The organism is Reyranella aquatilis (assembly GCF_020880995.1).
GTDB classification, from domain to species: Bacteria; Pseudomonadota; Alphaproteobacteria; order Reyranellales; family Reyranellaceae; genus Reyranella; species Reyranella aquatilis.
Genome location: NZ_JAJISD010000008.1, coordinates 280,175 through 297,513 on the forward strand (window position 1 = coordinate 280,175; position 17,339 = coordinate 297,513).

Below are 17,339 nucleotides of genomic sequence, written 5' to 3' on the forward strand. Positions count from 1 at the left end.
GGAATCCTTTCTACTTCTTCGAAGCCTTGAGGGCCTCGATGCGCGCCACGAAGCGTGGCGTCTGCAGGAACTGGCGATGCTCCGCGGTGCTCTTGCCGAATAGGCGGGAGAAATCGAACACGCCAGAGCCTGCGATCTCGCCCATCCGCCCGGAGAGCGTCACGCGTTCGCCCAGCCGCAGGGTTTTTAGCGCCGCGACGGTCGCTTCGGAAAGGCCCGGCGGGGGCGCCGCACGGGATCGTGTGGAGAAAAAGTCGGTCACCGTGCCGGCAAGGGCGAGTGCCCAGTCATTGAACGCGTAGAGCGAAACCTGACGGCCGATGTCGATGGTGACGCCGGCGGTCTGGGCATTGCCTTCGATCTTCGTCAGGGTGCCGCACCAGTCCTCGAAGGCGCCGACCTTGCCGGCCAGCGCGATGCTCTGGCGCGCCGCTTCCTCGACCCGCAACGGGTTGTTGGAGGCGAGGGCGGGCTTGGCCAACTCCTGAAGCCCGTCGAGAAACGCCTTCTGGGCCGGATTGCGCTCGTGGCACGGCCGGTCGAAGCAGCCGGTCAGCACGAGGCTGGCACCACCGAGCAAAATATTTCTGCGCAACACATCCTCTCCGCCCGCGCGAGCGGGGGGAGAGGAAGCGACCCCGCGCGTCAGCGTGGGGGAGGTGAGGTGGGTCATGGGCCGCATCACCCTCTCACCTTACCTCTCCCCCATGGGGGAGAGGAACAAGAGAGCGGTCAAGCCGCCTTTGACTGTGCCTTGGCTCGTTCCTCTTCCTTGAGTTCCTTCTTGGAGAGCTTGCCGACCGGGGTCTTGGGCAGTTCGGGGCGGATCTCGAGGGCGACCGGCATCTCGTGCTTGCCGATCTTGCCTTCGAGATGCTTCTTCAGCTCCTCGAAGGTGAGCGACGCGCCGGGCTTCAGCTTGGCGAAGACCTTGGGTGCTTCCTGGCGATAGGGATCGGGGATGCCGATCACGATCACCTCGTCGACCGCCGGATGCTCATAGACTGCTTCCTCGATCATGCGCGGATAGACGTTGTAGCCCGAGGAGATGATCAGGTCCTTCGACCGGTCGACCAGGTAGAGCCAGCCGTCCTCGTCCATGTAGCCCATGTCGCCGGTGCGCAGGCCCATCCAGTTGCTCGACGGATGGCGGAACAGGACCTTGTCGGTCTCCTCCTGCTTCTTCCAGTAGCCCTTCATGACCTGCGGGCCGATGATGCAGACCTCGCCGACATGCTCCTTGCCGGCCGGCAGGACCTTGCTGCCGTCCTCCATGTCGCGGATCTCGATCACGGTGCCGGGCATCGGCACGCCGCAGGAGCCGACACGACGCACGCTCTTGTCGACCGGGCAGATCGCGCCGGTCGGCGACGTCTCGGTGAGTCCGTAGCCCTCGATCAGCGTGGCGCCTGTCAGCTTCTCGAAGCTCTGCTGGACTTCGACGGGCAGCGGCGCGCCGCCCGACATGCAGATCTTGAGGGAGCTGAGATCGAGGCCCTGCGCCTTCGGATGCTTGTTAATCGCGGTGTAGAGCGTCGGTACGCCCGGCAGGAAGGTCGGCTTCTTTTTCGCCAGATCGTTCACGATCATGTCGATGTCGGGTCGCGGGTAGAGGATGAGCTGGTTGCCGTTGCGCACCGCGCCCAGCATGATTCCCGACAGCGCATAGATATGAAAGAGCGGCAGCACGCACACGACCTTCTCGGTGCCGGGCGTGGTGTAGGGCACGGTCCAGGCCTGGCCCTGGCTCATCGCCGCCATCACGCAGCCATGCGTCAGCATCGCGGCCTTCGGGAGGCCGGTCGTGCCGCCGGTGTATTGCAGGATCGCCACCTCGTCCCACAGATTGTCGCTCGAAGGCTTGTAGGAGAGATACTTGCCGTCGTTGTTCAGCAGGTCCTTGAACGACATGTGCCAGTCGTCGTGCGGCCAGGCCGAGAGTTCCTTCTTCTTGGCGATCGGATAGAGCCAGTTCTTGGGCCACGGCAGGTAGTCGGCGATCGAACCGACGATCAGCTTCTTCAGCCGCGTCTTGCCGCGCATCGCGGCCATCTTCGGATAGAGCGCAGCGACGTCCAGCGTCACCAGGATGTCGGTTTCCGAATCGCCGATCTTGAATTCGAGTTCACGCGCGGCATCGAGCGGCGAGTAGTTGACCACCCGTCCGCCGGCCTTCAGCACGCCGAAGAACGCGATGATGTAGTGCGGCGTGTTCGGCAGGTAGAGGCCGACGTTCACGCCGGGCTTCACGCCCAGCTTCTGGAAGCCCGCAGCGGCCCGGTCGGAGGCCTCCTTGTAGTCGCGGAACGTCATCACCTTGTCGAGGAAGTCGGTGAAGGGCCGGTCGCCGAACTTGGCGCAGCTTTCCTCGAAACTCTGGTGGATCGTCATCCGGGGGACGTCGAGTTCCCACTTCACACCCGGCGGGTAGCTTTTCTCCCAAGCGTAGTCCGACATTGTTTGCTTCCTCCCTGCATCGACTATGCGAGGGGGAGCGGGCGAGGGTCAAGAAGTCGGCGGGACGCGATACTCGTACGTGTAAACCGTGCGGAAGCCTTGCGCCGCGTAGAGCGGGATGGCTGCGGCATTGGTGGCCACCACCTGGAGATACGCTCGTCGTGCACCCCGTTCCCAGGCCCAGGCATAAAGGCTTTCGGTGACACGCTGCGCCAGCCCCTGACGACGGGCCTCGGGCATCACCAGCACGTCGAACAATCCCATGTGATCGCCCTCGACGGCGCCGATCGCCATGGCCATCGGCCGGCCCTGATGCTGAACGAAGGCGAAGCCAACCGGCTGTGCAATGGCCTGCAGCATCCTCTGCATGGTCTCGCGATGCTCCGGCCTGACCGGGCTGTGGGTGACGAAGGCCTCGATCCAGGCCGGGCTCGGCGTGTCGGAAACGACCACCGCGGGATCGGCCTGGAAGCGCTCGTGGAGAGGACAGACCTGCAGCAGGCTACGTTCGATCGCGCGGTAGCCCCGGTCGGTCAGGAGCGGCGCGATTTCCTGCGGCGCCAGAGGCGTCAGCCGCCAAGCCGGAACCAGCCCGCGATCGCGATAGGGTGCCTCAAGAGCTCCAATATCAGTTGAGAAATTGGATCCCAACGCATTGATTGAATTCGCTCTTTTTGTATATCCGCCGGAGAGCCGAAGCCGCCAGCCGCCGACATCCCGGCTTTCCAACGCGGGCCAGCCATTAAAGGCCAGGGCTTCCAGGCGACGGACTTCATCCAGAGTCTCAGGGACTTCATCTGGAATATGAGGAGATGACATGAGGCTCGATCCGTGATAATTTAATCTTCAATAATAACAAATATTTATTCTTAAAACTGTAAGTTACGCATGAAGTCCGACCCCCTCGATGTCGACTTTCGTGTTTGCTGGCGGCCGCTACATCGTTTCCCCTCCACGGTCGATGTGCGGCTGCCAGCAACCCTTCTGCTCGTCCTGCTCCTCGCCCTCACGCTCGCCGGCTGCGGCGGCGGGGGATCTGGCACGGACGACCGTCCGCCCAGCGACAAGGTCGCCTACACGGCCTGGAAGGAATGGAGCCGGTTCGGCCGCGCCACCGTCGTCTATGGGGGGCAGGCCAACGGCTACACCAACCGTCACGGCATGACCGAGCGCAGCGAGCCGCTCTCGAGCCGCGTCGGCGAATATTGGGGCGCCTGCGGGCGGCCGCAGTGGAACGGCACTTCCGACAAGCCCTGGTCGGGCGCCTTCGTCACCTGGGTGATGGTCCAGTCGGGCTACAGCGCCTCGCAGTTCCCGCGCGACGGTCGTCACGGCAGCTACCTATCGGCGCTCTACGATCGCGAGCGCGCCTCGCGCAGCGCACCGTTCCTGCTGCACGCGCCCAGCGAATACTCGCCCAAGCCCGGCGACCTCGTCTGTTCGGGTTCGGCCGGGCCGACCTGGCGCTACGCCGATCCGCGCACCGCCCACCGCCGCATCGACAACACGGCGGCTCATTGCGACATCGTCACCGACGTGCGCGGCGGCTACGTGCACGCGATCGGCGGTAACGTGAAGGACAGCGTGGCGATGAGCCTCTTTCCCGTCGACTCACGCGGCCGCCTGATGAACGTCTCGGGCCGCCCTTGGCTTCTGGTCGTCGAGAAGCGCGGCTGAGCCGCGGTCCGGCCTAGTTGGTCATGCCCGCCGCGTGCATGATCGCGGCGGTCCGCTCGGCCAGCATCATCGTGGGGGCGTTGGTGTTGCCGCCGATCAGCGTCGGCATCACCGAGGCATCGACCACGCGCAGCCCCTCGACCCCGTGCACCAGCAACTTGTCGTCGACCACCGCCATGGGATCGCTGGCCGGTCCCATCTTGCAGGTGCCGACCGGGTGATAGATCGTCTCGCACTTGGCGCGGATCCACTGTTCGATCTCGGCATCCGTCTTGGCTGCCGGACCCGGCGCCAATTCGTCGGCGCGGTAGGGATCGAGGCCCGACTGGGCGAGGATGTCCCGGCCCATTTTCACGCCGGCGATCAGCGTGTCGAGGTCCTTGCGTTCGGCGAGATAGTTCGGGTCGATCAGCGGGTGTTCCTTGGGATCCTTGCTGCGCAGCCGGATCGTGCCCTTGCTCTCGGGACGCAGGGTGCAGATGTGCAGGCTGTAGCCGTCCCGGTTGAGGCGCGTGCGGCCGTGATCCTGGACGAGCACGGGCAGGAAATGGAGTTGGATGTCGGGCGCCGCGAGTCCCGGGCGGGTGCGCAGGAAGCCGCCCGATTCGGCGATCGGCGACGTGCCGGGACCCTTCTTGTTCACGACGTACTGGTAGAGCGAGGCCAGCTTGTTGGCCCGGTCGTAGGTGTCGCGCGTCTTGCAGAACTGCAGCAGCGCGGCATCGAGATGGTCCTGCAGGTTGCCGCCGACGCCGGGCAGATCATGGATCGGGCGGATGCCGATCGACTTGAGGTGATCGGCCGGGCCGATGCCCGACAGCATCATGAGCTGCGGCGAGTTGATGGCGCCGCCGCACAGGATGATCTCGCGCGTGACACGAGCCACCTCGTCGCGGCCGTTCAGCGTGTAGCGCACGCCCATGGCGCGGTTCTGGTCGAAGATGATGCGCTCGGTGAGGGCGCCGGTGATCACCTCGAGGTGGGCGCCGCTATTGGCGACGGCCGGACGGAGATAGGCGCTCGCGGCGCTCCAGCGCTCCTTGTTCTTCTGGGTTACCTGGTACATCCCGACGCCGTCCTGCTCGGCGCCGTTGAAGTCCTTGGTGCGCTTGTGGCCGGCCTGTTCGGCGGCCTTGAGGAAGGCCTCGTTCAGCCTGTTGGGATCGACCTGATCGGCGACGTTGAGCGGTCCGCCGGTGCCGTGGAAGTCGTCCGCGCCGCGCTCGTTGTTTTCCGCCTTCTTGAAGTAGGGCAGTACGTCCTCATAGGACCAGCCCTCGTTGCCGAGCTGGCGCCAGTGGTCGTAATCCCAGGCGTGGCCTCGGATATAGAGCATGGCGTTGATCGAAGAGGAGCCGCCCAGCGTCTTGCCGCGCGGCCAGTACATGCGGCGGTCGTTGCAGTGCTTCTGGGGCGTCGTCTCGTAATGCCAGTTGAACGGGTTCTTCTCGCCCAGCGAGGCGAAGCCTGCCGGCATCTTCAGCATGAACGACTTGTCCGGACCGCCGGCCTCCAGCACCAGGATGCGCAGCTTGGGCCGTTCCCAGGCCAGGCGCGCGGCCAGAGCGCAACCGGCCGAGCCGGCGCCGACGATGATGTAGTCGTAGAGCGAAGACATGGTCCTTCCTTCAGGGCAGCCTGTTCTCGATGACGGCGAAGAACGGTCGGCCGGATAAGGGCGATAAAAACCCGTTCGCGTCCAGTGGAAAGACGCTCCGTGTGACGGAGTCGCCCACGTTGCCGCCGATGGCGAAGACCTGGCCGGGGTGGACGTCGACCACGATGTCGCAGTGGCCTGCGCCGCGGTTGAGGTTCTGCAGGGTCGTGCCGCTGCCTTCGCGCGAGGCACAGATCAGGTCGCCGACCTGGGGTGCCCGGTCGGCTGGCGCATGCGGGATGAAGGCGGCGCCGGGGCTCTTCGCGCGCTCGGCCATCCTCTCCACATAGATCGTGTGGCGCTGGTCGGGGCAGAACAGATCACGCGGCACGCCGGCGCTGGCGATGTCCCAGGAAATGAACGCCGCCGACCACGGTACGTCGTTGAGTCCGCTCAGTTTGTTGCCGACGGAGGCCCAGTAGTCGGCGATGCGCTGCGGTGCCTCACGTTCCTTGATCCCGAGCTGTTCTGTCTTCGCCGGCGCGTTGTCGGAATAGGTGATGACCTGCTTGCCGAAGCGGCCCCACTCGCCGACCGCCAGCAGCACCATCGAGGTCTTGGCGCTTGCCGTGGGCGGCGGCGCTTCGGGCTTCCAGGAGGTGGCCGGGCAGGGGCCGAGTGGCGGCAGGTCCTTCGCCTGCACGACCGGCTTGCCAGCCGGCGCCTGCGTGCAACCGGTGAGAACTAGAAGGAGTATCGCGACGAGGCTGCGCATGCTGCAGTCTACCTGTGCTGCGTCACCAGCGCCCGACCCCGCCGATCAGGATTGTCGGCACGCCCTCGGTGCCGTTCTTCACGGTGCAGACCTGGCTGCCGGGCCGGCGGCCGTCGCGCGGCTCGGAGACATCGAGACCGGCGGTCTTCAGGCGCGCGGCGGCGGCGGCGATGTCGGGCACGCGCCAGGACAGGCCCCACAGATGGTCGGGCCCGTCGGAGATGCCCTTCTTGAGATCGTGGGCGATCTCCACGACGAGGTCACCGCAGCGGAAGAACAGCAAGCGTGCGCCCCATTGGGGATTGCTGCGGTCGAGCCGCAGGTCGAGGCCGAGGCGGCCCGCATAGAAGGCGATGGCCCGCTCGGGATTGGGCGTGCGCACCACGACATGGTCGAGGCCGACGACGGCCGCGGCGTCTTCGGACGCGAGCGGCGAGGCGGCTTCGCCTGTCCCGACGGAGAGGCCGAACGCGACGCCATGCCCGCTGAACGCCACGCCGTCGTCCGTGCGTTTGGTCTTCACCGCACGCCGCTCGAGCAAGTTCGCTTCCTTGTCGAGATCCGTCGTCGCGAACGTCATCGAGTGCAGCCCCGCCGGTCCGTCCTCGAAGCGCAGGCCGACATTGCCGGTGCGCAGCCCGCCGTCGCTTGCGCGCCGTCCGAGCAACGTCTCGTAGGCGGCAACCGAACCGCCGATGACCAAATGGTCGAGCGCCGTGATCATCGCCTCAGCCGATGCGCTTCAGGTTCGCCTTGTAGTCCTGGCTGCGCTTCACGTAGCTCTCCGCGCTCATGGCGAGCCTCGTTGCATTCTCCTCGCTCAATTCGCGTACCACCTTGGCGGGCGAGCCGAGGATCATCGACCGGTCGGGGAAGCTTTTGCCTTCCGTCACGACCGACCCGGCGCCGACCAGGCAGTCCTTGCCGATCACGGAGCGGTTGAGCACCACCGATTGGATGCCGATCAACGAGCCGTCGCCGATCGTGCAGCCGTGCAGCATCACCTGATGTCCGACCGTGACGTGCCGGCCGATGGTCAGCGGCGCGCCGGGATCGGTGTGCAGGACGCTCAGCTCCTGGATGTTGCTGTCGTCGCCGATCACGATCGGCTCGTTGTCGCCGCGCAGGACGGCACCGGGCCAGATGCTCACGCGCTCGCCGAGGATTACCGAGCCGATCATGGTGGCCTCCTCGGCGATATAGCAGGAGGCCGGGATCACCGGCACGCGGTCGTGGAGCTGGTAGATGGCCATCTGTATCCCTCTGGTTGCGCGGAGCGTTGTGTTCTTGCCATTCCGCATGCCACCTTGAACCCGCCAGTTCAATAGCGCGGCAGATGGTCGGGCGGACGCGGAGCATGCAGTCATCATGAGTACGTCGGACGAAACCAGCACGGCGCCCGTCGAAGCACGGCCCGCGGAAACCGAAAAGCGCGCCTTCGTGGTCACGGCCTCGCGTCAATTCGCAAGCTGGCTCGCCGACAGCGCGAGCAGCCTCGCGATCTCGACCTACCAGAGCAGCAAGGTCATCCTGATCGGCAGCAATCGGGAGGCCGGGCGGCTCTCGGTGTTCGAGCGTACGATCGAGCGGCCGATGGGCATGGCGTTTCGCGACTCGCGGCTGGCCGTGGCATCGATGATCCAGATCACCAGCTTCGTCGATGCCGCGGGCGGCACGCCGGGTGCGGCCGGCTACGACGCTCTGTTCGTGCCGCAGACGGCCAGCTACACCGCCGATCTCGACGTTCATGACGTGGCCTACGGCGCCGACGGCGGGCTGGTGTTCGTGAACACCCTGTTCTCCTGCCTCGCGACGACCAGCGAGACGCATAGCTTCCGACCACTGTGGAAGCCGTCGTTCGTTTCGCGCCTCGCGCCGGAGGATCGTTGCCACCTGAACGGGCTGGCGATGCGCGAGGGAAAGCCGGCCTACGTCACCGCCGTCGCGGAGACCGACGTGGCCGACGGCTGGCGGGAGCATCGCAGCGGCGGCGGTGTTGTGATCGACGTCGCTTCGGGCGAGATCGTCTGCCGCGGCCTCGCGATGCCGCACTCGCCGCGGCTGCACGACGGCAGGCTCTGGGTGCTGAATTCCGGCGCGGGCGAGATCGGCACCGTGGATATGGCCTCGGGCCGCTTCGAGCCGCTGGCCTTCTGTCCGGGCTATCTGCGCGGCCTCGACTTCGTCGGGCCTTACGCGCTCGTGGGTCTCTCCGAGCCGCGCGAGAACCGCACCTTTGCCGGCCTGCCGTTGCAGGACCGCCTGACCGCCGCCAAGGTCGGCCCGCGCTGCGGCGTGTTCGTGATCGACACCCGGACCGGCGACGTCGCGCACTGGCTGCGCTTCGAGGGCGTCGTCAACGAACTCTACGACGTCGTCTCCCTGCCGGGCCTGTCGCGGCCGATGATGATCGGCTTCAAGAACGAGGAGATCCGGCGGACAGTGTCGATCGAGTAGGGTGCCTCGGGACGGCTTACCTTACGTAAACCCGTGTCACGTAAAGGTGTTTGACGTTTACGTAAACGTCAACTACATGATCTCCATCATGTCCGTTGCCGCAACATCCTCGGCCCACACGCCCGCGCCGCGCGACCCGCAGCGCATCTACAGCATCGCCGAATTGTCGCGCGAGTTCGCGATCACGCCGCGCACGATCCGCTTCTACGAGGACGAGGGGCTGATCAAGCCGCGCCGGCAGGGCACGACGCGCCTGTACACGGCGGGTGACCGCACGCGGCTGAGCTGGATCCTGCGCGGCAAGCGACTGGGTTTCTCGCTCGCCGAGATCCGCGAGCTGCTCGACCTCTACCAGGTCGACCGCACGGGCATTCAGCAACTGCGGGAGCTGCTGCGGCGCAGCCAGCTGCACATCGCCGATCTCGAGCGCAAGCGCGCCGACCTCGACCAGCACATCGGCGAGTTCAGGGACGTCGAGGCTCAAGTGAGCGCCGAGCTGAAGCAGCGCGGCGTCGATCCCGAAAGCGACTAGAAAAGTTCGACCGAGGAGGAAGGCATGGCCGTCTACAAGGCCCCGATCAAGGACATCCAGTTCGTTCTGAACGAAGTCATCGACGTGTCCAAGCTGGCCAAGCTGCCGGGCTACGAGGACGCGACGCCCGACACCATCCACGCCATCGTCGAGGAAGCGGCCAAGCTCTGCGAAAACGTGCTGTTCCCGCTGAACCGCACCGGCGACGAGGAAGGCTGCCACTACGAGAACGGCGTCGTGCGCACGCCCAAGGGCTTCAAGGAGGCCTACAAGCAGTTCGCCGAGGGCGGCTGGACGGGCATCACCTGCGATCCCGAGTATGGCGGGCAGGGGCTGCCGGCGACGGTCGGCTTCGCGCTGCAGGAAATGTTCACCGCCTCGAACCAGGCCTTCGCGATGTATCCGGGCCTCAGCCACGGCGCCTACGAGGCGCTGTCGCGGCACGGCTCGGACGAGCTGAAGAAGCGCTACCTGCCCAAGCTGGCCGACGGTACCTGGTCGGGCACGATGTGCCTCACCGAGCCCCATTGCGGCACCGACCTCGGCATGCTGCGCACCAAGGCCGAGCCGCAGGCGGACGGCAGCTACAGTCTCTCCGGCACCAAGATCTTCATCTCGGCCGGCGAGCACGATCTCACCGAGAACATCGTCCACCTCGTGCTGGCGCGTCTGCCGGATGCGCCGGGCGGCACCAAGGGTATCTCGCTCTTCATCGTGCCGAAGTTCCTGCCCAAGGCCGACGGGTCGGTCGGCGAGCGCAACGGCATCCGCTGCGGCGCCATCGAGCACAAGATGGGCATCAAGGCCAATGCGACCTGCGTGATGAACCTCGACGGCGCCACCGGTTGGCTGGTCGGCGAGGCCAACAAGGGCATGACGGCGATGTTCGTCATGATGAACGCCGCGCGCCTCGGCGTCGGCATGCAGGGCCTCGGCATCGCCGAGACGTCCTACCAGAGCGCCGTCGCCTATGCGCGCGACCGCCTGCAGGGCCGGTCGCTCACGGGGCCGAAGAACGCCGGCGGTCCGGCCGATCCCATCATCGTGCATCCGGATGTACGCCGCATGCTGATGATCCAGAAGTCCTTCACCGAGGGCGCCCGCGCGCTCGCGCTGTGGGTGGGCATGCTGATCGACGAGGCCCACTCGCATCCCGACGCCGCGACGCGCGAGGCGGCCGACGATCTCATCCAGATGCTGACGCCGATCATCAAGGCCTACTTCACCGACATGGGCAGCGAGTGCGCCAACCTGGCGGTGCAGACCTGGGGCGGCCACGGCTTCATCCGCGAGAACGGCGTCGAGCAGTTCGTCCGCGACGCGCGCATCACCCAGCTCTACGAAGGCACCAACGGCATCCAGGCGCTCGACCTCGTCGGGCGCAAGCTGCCGATGAAGGGCGGCCGCGCCGCGCAGCGCCTGCTGGGCGAGATCAGCGGCTTCATCGCCCAGCACAAGGGCAACGAGAAGATGAAGGAGTTCGTCGAGCCGCTCGAGAAGGCGATGGGCCGGGTGCAGGACTCGGCGCTGTTCCTGATGCAGAACGCGATGAAGAATCCCGACGAGGCGGGCGGCGCCGCTTCCGACCTGCTGCGCCTGATGGCGCTGACGGCGATGGCCTACATGTGGAACCGCATCGTGGTGGCGTCGCACAAGGGCCTCGAAGCCGCCAACGACAACGCCTTCTACGAGGCCAAGATCGCGACCGCGCGCTTCTTCATGGCGCGCGTGCTGCCGCAGACCGTGTCGCTCAACCATCAGATCAAGGCAGGTGCCTCGACCCTGATGGCGCTGCCGGCCGAAGCCTTCTGAAGTCGGTCTTCGCTTACGGAGCAGCGGCGTTCCTCGAGATCGCCGGCTGCTTCGCCTTCTGGGCCTGGCTGCGGCTCGGCGCCTCGGCTTGGTGGCTGGCGCCTGGCCTCGTCGCGCTGGGCCTGTTCGCCTGGCTGCTCACCTTCATCGAGTCGGGCGCAGCGGGCCGCGCCTATGCGGCCTATGGGGGCGTCTACATCGCCGCGACGCTCGTCTGGCTGTGGGCTGTCGAGGGCACGCGGCCCGATCGCTGGGACGTCACCGGCGCCCTCATTTGCCTGATCGGCGCCGGCATCATTCTTTTCGCACCGCATCGCGCGACGGGCTAACCTTGGGGCGTTGTCCAATAACGCCTGAGGAAACTGCCCCATGTCCGCACCGCACGTTCTCGCCGAAGTCAAAGACGGCATCGGCTGGATGACGCTCAATCGCCCAGAGTCTCTCAACGCCCTCTCCATGGAGATGCGCGACCTGCTGATCGAGCACAGCGCGAAGTTCGAGAAGGACCCGGCGGTGCGCTGCGTGGTGATCCGCGGTGCCGGCACGCACTTCATGGCAGGCGGCGACATTCGCGGCTTCCACAAGTCGCTGACCGAGGACAAGGAGTCCCATCTCGCAGGCTTCGAGATGCGGGTCGTGAAGGCCCACCAGGCGATCTACCAGATCCGCCGCATGAACAAGCCGGTCCTGGCCTCGGTGCAGGGCGCCGCTGCCGGCTTCGGCCTGTCGCTGATCCTGAACTGCGATCTCGCGATCGCCTCTGACGATTCGTTCTTCACCCTGGCCTATCGCCATATCGGCCTCAGCGCCGACGGCGGCGCGACCTACTTCCTGCCGAGGGTCGTGGGCGAGCGGAAGGCGCTGGAGATCGCCCTGCTGGGCGAGCGCTTCTCGGCCCAGGAGGCCAAGGACAACAATATCCTCAACTGGGTCGTGCCGAAGGATCAGCTCGCCGCCGAGACCGAGAAGATGGCGCGCAAGCTGGCCGACGGTCCGACCTACGCTCTGGGCGTCGCCAAGAAGCTGATCCGCAACTCGTTCGACAACAGCTGGGACGAGCACTCGCACCGCGAGGCCGAGGGCCTGGCCGCCTGCGCCGCCACCGAGGACCATTTCGAGGGCTTGAGCGCCTTCCTCGAAAAGCGGAAGGCGAAATTCAAGGGGCGCTGAGGAGAGCAGAGCCCTCCGTCCTCCAGAGGGGAGCGGCTCGAGGGGCGGCGCGGTCGAGGAACTTTTTTCGTCAACATGGATCGTTGACGGTGAAGTAAGATCCTCCACCCCGCTTTGCTTCGGTTGGGACGACAGGGGTTGTCAGGGCTGGACCACCGTCATCCTGAACGGGCCTGAATGGGCCGCGGCGTAGGCCACGGCGTCGTTTACCTCGTCCAGGCTGAAGGTGCTGACCTCGAAGTCGTCGAGCTTCACCAGGCCGGCGCGGATGAGGGCGATCATGCGCGGCGTCGCTTCGGGCGGGTACATCCACTTGCCGATGATCGTAATGCAGTTGCGCATGACCCAGGCATAGTCCAGCACCAACCCGTCGCCGCCCGCCATGCCCACGCCGCCCATAAGCACAATGCGACCGTAGGGCCGCACCGTCATTAGCGCGGCGCGCACTTGAAGCGCCGTGGCCATAGGCGGCAGCAGGTCGAGCACGCAGTCGATCGGGGAGGGAGCCGCTGCCAGTATCCGCCGGCGGTCGGCCTCCTCGTTGCCCACCATCTTCACCGTCCGGACGCGCGGGCCGAGGCGGCGCGCCAGGTCGTTCAGCGGCGCCTCATTGCGGCCCGTCGCGATCACGCAGGCGGCACCCATCGCCACAGCCACGGCGACGGCGGCGCTGCCGAAGGTGCCGGTCGCGCCATTTACCAGTACCGTCTCGCCTGCTTTGAGGTTTGCGGCCAGAAAGCCCCCGTAGGGCACGAGCAGAGTGCCGAGGGCACACCAGGACGGGGCGTCCTCCGGCTCGATCGCGCCGATCGGCGTCACGTTCTCTGTCGGCACACGGACCTGCTCGGCGAACGAGCCGTCATGGAAATACGTCTGCAGCCGCTGGGCGCTGGCGCTTCCGGCAGTCAACCCCTGCAGGATGATGTCGGGCGAGAGGAGATCATCGCGAGAGCGCACGGTGGGATCGCAGTTCACCCAGTCGCCGACGGCGAGGTGCGTGGCGTCGGGGCCCGTCGCGCGAACGCGGCCGACGCCGCCGGGGCCGGGGATCATCGGCAACGCCATCAGGTAGCGGCGCTGGCCGCTGAAGATTTCGTGGGCATACCCGAGCACGCGCGCCGCCGAAACGTCGACGATGACCTCGCCGGTGCCCAGCACCGGGTCGGGCACCGTTTCGACGACGAGGGGCGATCCGAAGGCTTTCAACACGGCGGCTTTCATGGGCGTTCCTCTGATTTGAACGAGCCAAGCATCGCACCACTCGCAGCGCCCTTTTAGGCCTGGTATTATCCTGGGATTAGAACTCCCAGCCAAGGTGACGCATGAAACCCGCGACGGCCCCCAATCGCAGCGCACTCGGCGATTTCCTGCGTTCGCGCCGGCAGCGGCTCAGCCCGGGGGCCGTCGGTCTTTCGGGCGGGCGCCGCCGCCGGACGCCCGGTCTGCGGCGCGAGGAAGTGGCTGAACTCGCGGGCATCGGCGTCGATTGGTACATCCGGCTCGAGCAGGGCCGGAGCGTTAACCCGTCCGTGACCACCATTGACGCGCTGGCTCGCGCGCTCCGTCTCAGCAAGGTCGAGCACGCTCACCTGCGGGCGCTCACTCGCAGTGGCGATCGCCGGGCCTTCGTGCGCGAGACGGTGCCCGAGGCGATCCGGCGCCTGGTCGAGAGCCTGAAGCAGCCGGCCTATGTTACCGGCCGTCGCTGGGACATCCTCGCCTGGAACAAAGCCGCTGCAGAGGTCTTCGCCTTCGATCGCCTGGCCGAGGAGGACCGCAACACCCTCATCTGCGTCCTGACAAAGCCCGCCTCGCGACGGGTTTTTGGCGCCGCCTGGGCCGACGAGGCGAAACGCATGGTGGCGCAGTTCCGGGCCACACACGATCTGTGGGCCAAGGATCCGGCTTTCCTCGATCTTCTACGCCGCCTGCGCGAGGGCTGCCCGGAGTTCGCGGGCTGGTGGAGCGCCCATGACGTCCGCGCGGCGGCCGCCGGACGAAAGCGGCTATGGCATCCCAAGAAGGGAGTCCTCGCCTTCGAACACACGAGCTTCCAAGCCAATGACGACCCTGCATTGAAACTCGTGGTCTATACGGCGGTGTAACGGTTGATGCGGCGCATTGCTGCGTCCAGAGTCGGGTGAAAGCAGGGGAGTAGGAAACATGCAGGACCGTCACATCGGCGACGTACGCGTCACCCGCATCGAAGAACAGATGGGGCCGGGCTTTCCGGCCAAGGACTTCTTCCCGGAGTTTGATGGCGAGACCTTCAAGGCCGAGCAGCATTGGCTGGCGCCGACCTATTTCCAACCCGAGAGCGGGCGGCTGATGACCTCCATCCACTCCTGGCTGCTGCGCACGGGCAAGCACACCATCCTGGTCGACGCCTGCAGCGGCAACCACAAGCCGCGGCCGGGGATGCCGCGCTTCAACATGCTGAACACGCAGTATCTCGATCGCCTGCGCGAGGCGGGCGTGCAGCCGGACGAGATCGACTTCGTGATGTGCACGCACCTGCACGTCGATCACGTCGGCTGGAACACGCGGCTGGAGAACGGCAAATGGGTGCCGACCTTCCCCAATGCCAAGTACGTTATGTCGCGCACCGACCACGACCACTGGTCGGCGCTCGCGAAGAAGGCCGACACCGAGGTCTACCAGGTCAATACCTACAACGACTCGGTGCTGCCCATCGTCGAGGCCAAGAAGGCCGAGTTCGTGTCGGGCGTACATGCGATGTGCGGCTGTCTGACGTTGAAGCCCGCGCCGGGCCACACGCCGGGGCAGATCCGCGTCGACCTCGACTCGCGCGGCAAGCGCGCGATCTTCGCCGGCGACGCGCTGCACAATCCGGTACAGGTGCCGCTGTGGAGATGGAACAGCGTCTTCTGCGAGGACCGAGAACTCGCCCGCCAGTCGCGCCACGCCCTGCTCGCCGATTGCGTGGAGCAGGGGGCGCTGCTGATGCCGGCCCATTTCGGCTCGCCGCACGCTGCCTACATCAAGGCCAACGGCGACCGCTTCGAACTCGACTGGGACTATGACAATGCGCGCGGGCGCTGAGCCGGTCCCGCGGGCCGGCACCTGCCTCTTCGGCAAGGCTCTTGGTGGCCGGACAGGAGACCGGGTCGCGCTGCGATAGCCAGGAAGCCCTTCCTGACTAACGGCCCTTCCAGTTGGGCTTGCGCTTTTCGGCGAAGGCCTTCGGGCCCTCGACCGTGTCCTCGCTGTGCGCCATGGCGATGAAAGCGGGATAGGTCTGGTTGCGCATGCTGATCTCGAGCGACGGCTGGTCGAGCGAGCGCATCACGACCTGCTTGGTCGCGCGAACGCTCATCGGCGAGCATTCGAGGATCTGGGCGGCCCACTTCTTCGCCGAAGCCATGAGCTCGGCGTGCGGGACGACCTCGGTAACGAAGCCCAGTTCGTAGCCTTCCTTGGCGCCGACATGGCGGCCGGTGAGCATCATGCCCATCGCCTTCTTGAGCGGGATCATGCGGCTCAGGCGCTGCATGCCGCCCGCGCCGGCGGCCAAGCCGACGCGCGGCTCGGGGAGGGCAAACTTGGCCTGGTCGGAGGCAATGATGATGTCGCAGGCCAGGGCGATCTCGAAGCCGCCGCCCATGGCGATGCCGTTCACCGCGGCAATCACCGGCTTGTCGAGGTCGAAGCGGTTGGCGAGGCCGCCGAAGCCCTTGGCCGGATGGACCGGGCGCTTGCCGGTCTTGGCCTGGATCTCGGCATGGTACTTGAGGTCGTTTCCGGCGCAGAAGGCCTTGTCGCCGGCGCCGGTGATGATGGCGACCCAGAGGTCCGGATTGCTCTGGAACTCGTCGAACGCCTCGACCATCTCCTGGTTCGCCATGGGATGGCAGGCGTTGTAGACCTCAGGGCGGTTGATCGTGACGATCATCAGGCGGCCGTCGGTCTCGACTTTGCTGTACTGGCCCATGGCAGTCTCCTCGCTTTTCGTGAACGGCGATTTACCGTCCAAAATGCCACGGTGAAAAGCCGGACGATGCTGCCTATCTGCATCGTGAAATGACAATTCGAACCTTGCGATGCGCCGCCGGCGTCCTTGCCGGGGCTGTCGTCGTGCTGGCCGCCGGCCTCAGTTGCGCTGCGACCTTAAACCAGAATCTCCAGAGGGGCCCGGAGAGGCCACAATTCCTTGTGTCTCCGTCCGCCCGGGACCTCGCGTCCCCGGCGCGGCCGCGGCCCGCCCTGACAGCTGAGGCAAAAAGGCCCCTGCCGGGTGTCAAATCCTCCCATCAGCCGGCCACGGCCGCCGAGATCGTCGGCAGGCTGCTGGCGCCCGGCGCATCCAATCCGGACGTGCCTTTGCCGCATCCTGACCTGTCCGAGGAATTCTCGGTCCGCCCGGAGACGGCAGGTCCCTTGAAGGGGCCGACACCCTATGGTCGCCCGGAGACCGGGGGCGGAGTGCTGGGCTTGCGGATGCCCATCCCGGTGGAGCGGACCGGGGGTGGGGGCACCACTACATCTAGTCCCGACGCTCTTCGGGCTGCGGCGCGTTCCGAGCAGGCCATGAGGCCCCGATAGGCCCGACTGTGGCGTCCGGGTCACACGTTTTGGGTGAGTCGGGCGGGGGCGGGCCGGCTGGTTGCACCGCACCAGAGGTGGTGTGTATATTCCGCCCAGTTGGCGAACGAACACAGCCCCGCCAATCTCTATTCTGCTTTCAGTCCGACAAGTTTCGATAACGAGGGGAAGAACTCATGAAGAAGGCTCTTCTGGCGGCCGCCGCCATCGTCGCGCTGCCTGTTGCGGCGCAGGCGCAGTCGCCGCAGCCGGGTCTGTACATTGGTGCCGAGGGCGGCATCAACTGGCTGACGAACTTC

At 66.2% G+C, this 17,339-nt stretch carries 17 protein-coding genes; 8 read left to right on the forward strand and 9 right to left on the reverse strand.

Features of this window, described 5'->3' with window-relative positions; translation table 11 throughout:
* Positions 1–10: 10 nt before the first annotated feature.
* From LJ725_RS19570 to LJ725_RS19580, 3 genes are read right to left on the reverse strand one after another with little or no spacing between them, the layout of a single operon-like run.
* Entirely contained in the window at positions 11–673 is a 663-nt protein-coding gene (locus LJ725_RS19570; RefSeq protein ID WP_230552387.1) for a hypothetical protein, read from the reverse strand.
* A gap of 59 nt (positions 674–732) precedes the next feature.
* Positions 733–2,457 (reverse strand): long-chain-fatty-acid--CoA ligase, encoded by a 1,725-nt coding sequence (locus LJ725_RS19575; RefSeq protein ID WP_230552388.1) that lies wholly within the window; start codon positions 2,455–2,457, stop codon positions 733–735.
* 48 nt (positions 2,458–2,505) lie between these two features.
* Complete coding sequence (locus LJ725_RS19580; RefSeq protein ID WP_230552389.1) at positions 2,506–3,276, reverse strand: GNAT family N-acetyltransferase; 771 nt, start codon at positions 3,274–3,276, stop codon at positions 2,506–2,508.
* A gap of 69 nt (positions 3,277–3,345) precedes the next feature.
* Here LJ725_RS19580 and LJ725_RS19585 point away from each other — a divergent pair, with 69 nt between their 5' ends.
* On the forward strand, positions 3,346–4,134 hold the full coding sequence (locus LJ725_RS19585; protein WP_230552390.1) for a DUF2272 domain-containing protein: 789 nt from the start codon (positions 3,346–3,348) through the stop codon (positions 4,132–4,134).
* A 13-nt stretch (positions 4,135–4,147) separates the two neighbouring features.
* Here the strand turns inward: LJ725_RS19585 and LJ725_RS19590 are convergent, their stop codons facing one another.
* The 4 genes from LJ725_RS19590 to LJ725_RS19605 are packed head-to-tail and all read right to left on the reverse strand — an operon-like array spanning position 4,148 to position 7,759.
* A complete protein-coding gene (locus LJ725_RS19590) occupies positions 4,148–5,752 on the reverse strand; it encodes a GMC family oxidoreductase (RefSeq protein ID WP_230552391.1) in 1,605 nt (534 codons plus the stop codon).
* A gap of 10 nt (positions 5,753–5,762) precedes the next feature.
* Positions 5,763–6,506, reverse strand: coding sequence for a DUF2272 domain-containing protein (locus LJ725_RS19595; protein WP_230552392.1), 744 nt, complete (start codon positions 6,504–6,506; stop codon positions 5,763–5,765).
* Positions 6,507–6,528: 22 nt separating this feature from the next.
* Positions 6,529–7,230, reverse strand: a complete 702-nt coding sequence (locus LJ725_RS19600) for a VOC family protein (RefSeq protein ID WP_230552393.1) — start codon at positions 7,228–7,230, stop codon at positions 6,529–6,531.
* 4 nt (positions 7,231–7,234) lie between these two features.
* Positions 7,235–7,759, reverse strand: a complete 525-nt coding sequence (locus LJ725_RS19605) for a gamma carbonic anhydrase family protein (protein ID WP_230552394.1) — start codon at positions 7,757–7,759, stop codon at positions 7,235–7,237.
* A gap of 115 nt (positions 7,760–7,874) precedes the next feature.
* Here LJ725_RS19605 and LJ725_RS19610 point away from each other — a divergent pair, with 115 nt between their 5' ends.
* The 5 genes from LJ725_RS19610 (at position 7,875) to LJ725_RS19630 (ending at position 12,477) form a co-directional block, all read left to right on the forward strand.
* The gene (locus LJ725_RS19610) at positions 7,875–8,963 is read left to right on the forward strand and encodes a TIGR03032 family protein (RefSeq protein ID WP_230552395.1); all 1,089 of its coding nucleotides are present in this window, start codon (positions 7,875–7,877) and stop codon (positions 8,961–8,963) included.
* Positions 8,964–9,051: 88 nt separating this feature from the next.
* The gene (locus LJ725_RS19615; RefSeq protein WP_230552396.1) at positions 9,052–9,495 is read left to right on the forward strand and encodes a MerR family transcriptional regulator; all 444 of its coding nucleotides are present in this window, start codon (positions 9,052–9,054) and stop codon (positions 9,493–9,495) included.
* Positions 9,496–9,519: 24 nt separating this feature from the next.
* A complete protein-coding gene (locus LJ725_RS19620) occupies positions 9,520–11,307 on the forward strand; it encodes an acyl-CoA dehydrogenase C-terminal domain-containing protein (protein ID WP_230552397.1) in 1,788 nt (595 codons plus the stop codon).
* Positions 11,304–11,636, forward strand: a complete 333-nt coding sequence (locus LJ725_RS19625; RefSeq protein ID WP_230552414.1) for a YnfA family protein — start codon at positions 11,304–11,306, stop codon at positions 11,634–11,636. The genes LJ725_RS19620 and LJ725_RS19625 overlap by 4 nt, the downstream gene beginning before the upstream one ends.
* Positions 11,637–11,676: 40 nt before the next feature.
* Positions 11,677–12,477 carry an enoyl-CoA hydratase/isomerase family protein gene (locus LJ725_RS19630; protein ID WP_230552398.1) on the forward strand — a complete coding sequence of 267 codons (801 nt, stop codon included), beginning with the start codon at positions 11,677–11,679 and terminating at the stop codon, positions 12,475–12,477.
* A 141-nt stretch (positions 12,478–12,618) separates the two neighbouring features.
* Here the strand turns inward: LJ725_RS19630 and LJ725_RS19635 are convergent, their stop codons facing one another.
* Positions 12,619–13,698 carry an alcohol dehydrogenase catalytic domain-containing protein gene (locus tag LJ725_RS19635; protein WP_230552399.1) on the reverse strand — a complete coding sequence of 360 codons (1,080 nt, stop codon included), beginning with the start codon at positions 13,696–13,698 and terminating at the stop codon, positions 12,619–12,621.
* A 101-nt stretch (positions 13,699–13,799) separates the two neighbouring features.
* Here LJ725_RS19635 and LJ725_RS19640 point away from each other — a divergent pair, with 101 nt between their 5' ends.
* Positions 13,800–14,582, forward strand: coding sequence for a helix-turn-helix transcriptional regulator (locus LJ725_RS19640; RefSeq protein ID WP_230552400.1), 783 nt, complete (start codon positions 13,800–13,802; stop codon positions 14,580–14,582).
* 58 nt (positions 14,583–14,640) lie between these two features.
* Entirely contained in the window at positions 14,641–15,540 is a 900-nt protein-coding gene (locus tag LJ725_RS19645; RefSeq protein WP_230552401.1) for an MBL fold metallo-hydrolase, read from the forward strand.
* Positions 15,541–15,637: 97 nt separating this feature from the next.
* Here the strand turns inward: LJ725_RS19645 and LJ725_RS19650 are convergent, their stop codons facing one another.
* Entirely contained in the window at positions 15,638–16,429 is a 792-nt protein-coding gene (locus tag LJ725_RS19650) for an enoyl-CoA hydratase-related protein (protein WP_230552403.1), read from the reverse strand.
* Between the last annotated feature and the right edge of the window lie 910 nt (positions 16,430–17,339).

Coding starts and splice junctions, on each gene's coding strand:
- LJ725_RS19635 (WP_230552399.1), bottom strand. CDS start 13,698: ATGAAAGCCGCCGTGTTGAAAGCCTTCGGATCGCCCCTCGTCGTCGAA.
- LJ725_RS19600 (WP_230552393.1), bottom strand. CDS start 7,230: ATGATCACGGCGCTCGACCATTTGGTCATCGGCGGTTCGGTTGCCGCC.
- LJ725_RS19610 (WP_230552395.1), top strand. CDS start 7,875: ATGAGTACGTCGGACGAAACCAGCACGGCGCCCGTCGAAGCACGGCCC.
- LJ725_RS19650 (WP_230552403.1), bottom strand. CDS start 16,429: ATGGGCCAGTACAGCAAAGTCGAGACCGACGGCCGCCTGATGATCGTC.
- LJ725_RS19570 (WP_230552387.1), bottom strand. CDS start 673: ATGACCCACCTCACCTCCCCCACGCTGACGCGCGGGGTCGCTTCCTCT.
- LJ725_RS19615 (WP_230552396.1), top strand. CDS start 9,052: ATGTCCGTTGCCGCAACATCCTCGGCCCACACGCCCGCGCCGCGCGAC.
- LJ725_RS19580 (WP_230552389.1), bottom strand. CDS start 3,276: ATGTCATCTCCTCATATTCCAGATGAAGTCCCTGAGACTCTGGATGAA.
- LJ725_RS19640 (WP_230552400.1), top strand. CDS start 13,800: ATGAAACCCGCGACGGCCCCCAATCGCAGCGCACTCGGCGATTTCCTG.
- LJ725_RS19620 (WP_230552397.1), top strand. CDS start 9,520: ATGGCCGTCTACAAGGCCCCGATCAAGGACATCCAGTTCGTTCTGAAC.
- LJ725_RS19575 (WP_230552388.1), bottom strand. CDS start 2,457: ATGTCGGACTACGCTTGGGAGAAAAGCTACCCGCCGGGTGTGAAGTGG.
- LJ725_RS19590 (WP_230552391.1), bottom strand. CDS start 5,752: ATGTCTTCGCTCTACGACTACATCATCGTCGGCGCCGGCTCGGCCGGT.
- LJ725_RS19585 (WP_230552390.1), top strand. CDS start 3,346: ATGAAGTCCGACCCCCTCGATGTCGACTTTCGTGTTTGCTGGCGGCCG.
- LJ725_RS19630 (WP_230552398.1), top strand. CDS start 11,677: ATGTCCGCACCGCACGTTCTCGCCGAAGTCAAAGACGGCATCGGCTGG.
- LJ725_RS19595 (WP_230552392.1), bottom strand. CDS start 6,506: ATGCGCAGCCTCGTCGCGATACTCCTTCTAGTTCTCACCGGTTGCACG.
- LJ725_RS19605 (WP_230552394.1), bottom strand. CDS start 7,759: ATGGCCATCTACCAGCTCCACGACCGCGTGCCGGTGATCCCGGCCTCC.
- LJ725_RS19645 (WP_230552401.1), top strand. CDS start 14,641: ATGCAGGACCGTCACATCGGCGACGTACGCGTCACCCGCATCGAAGAA.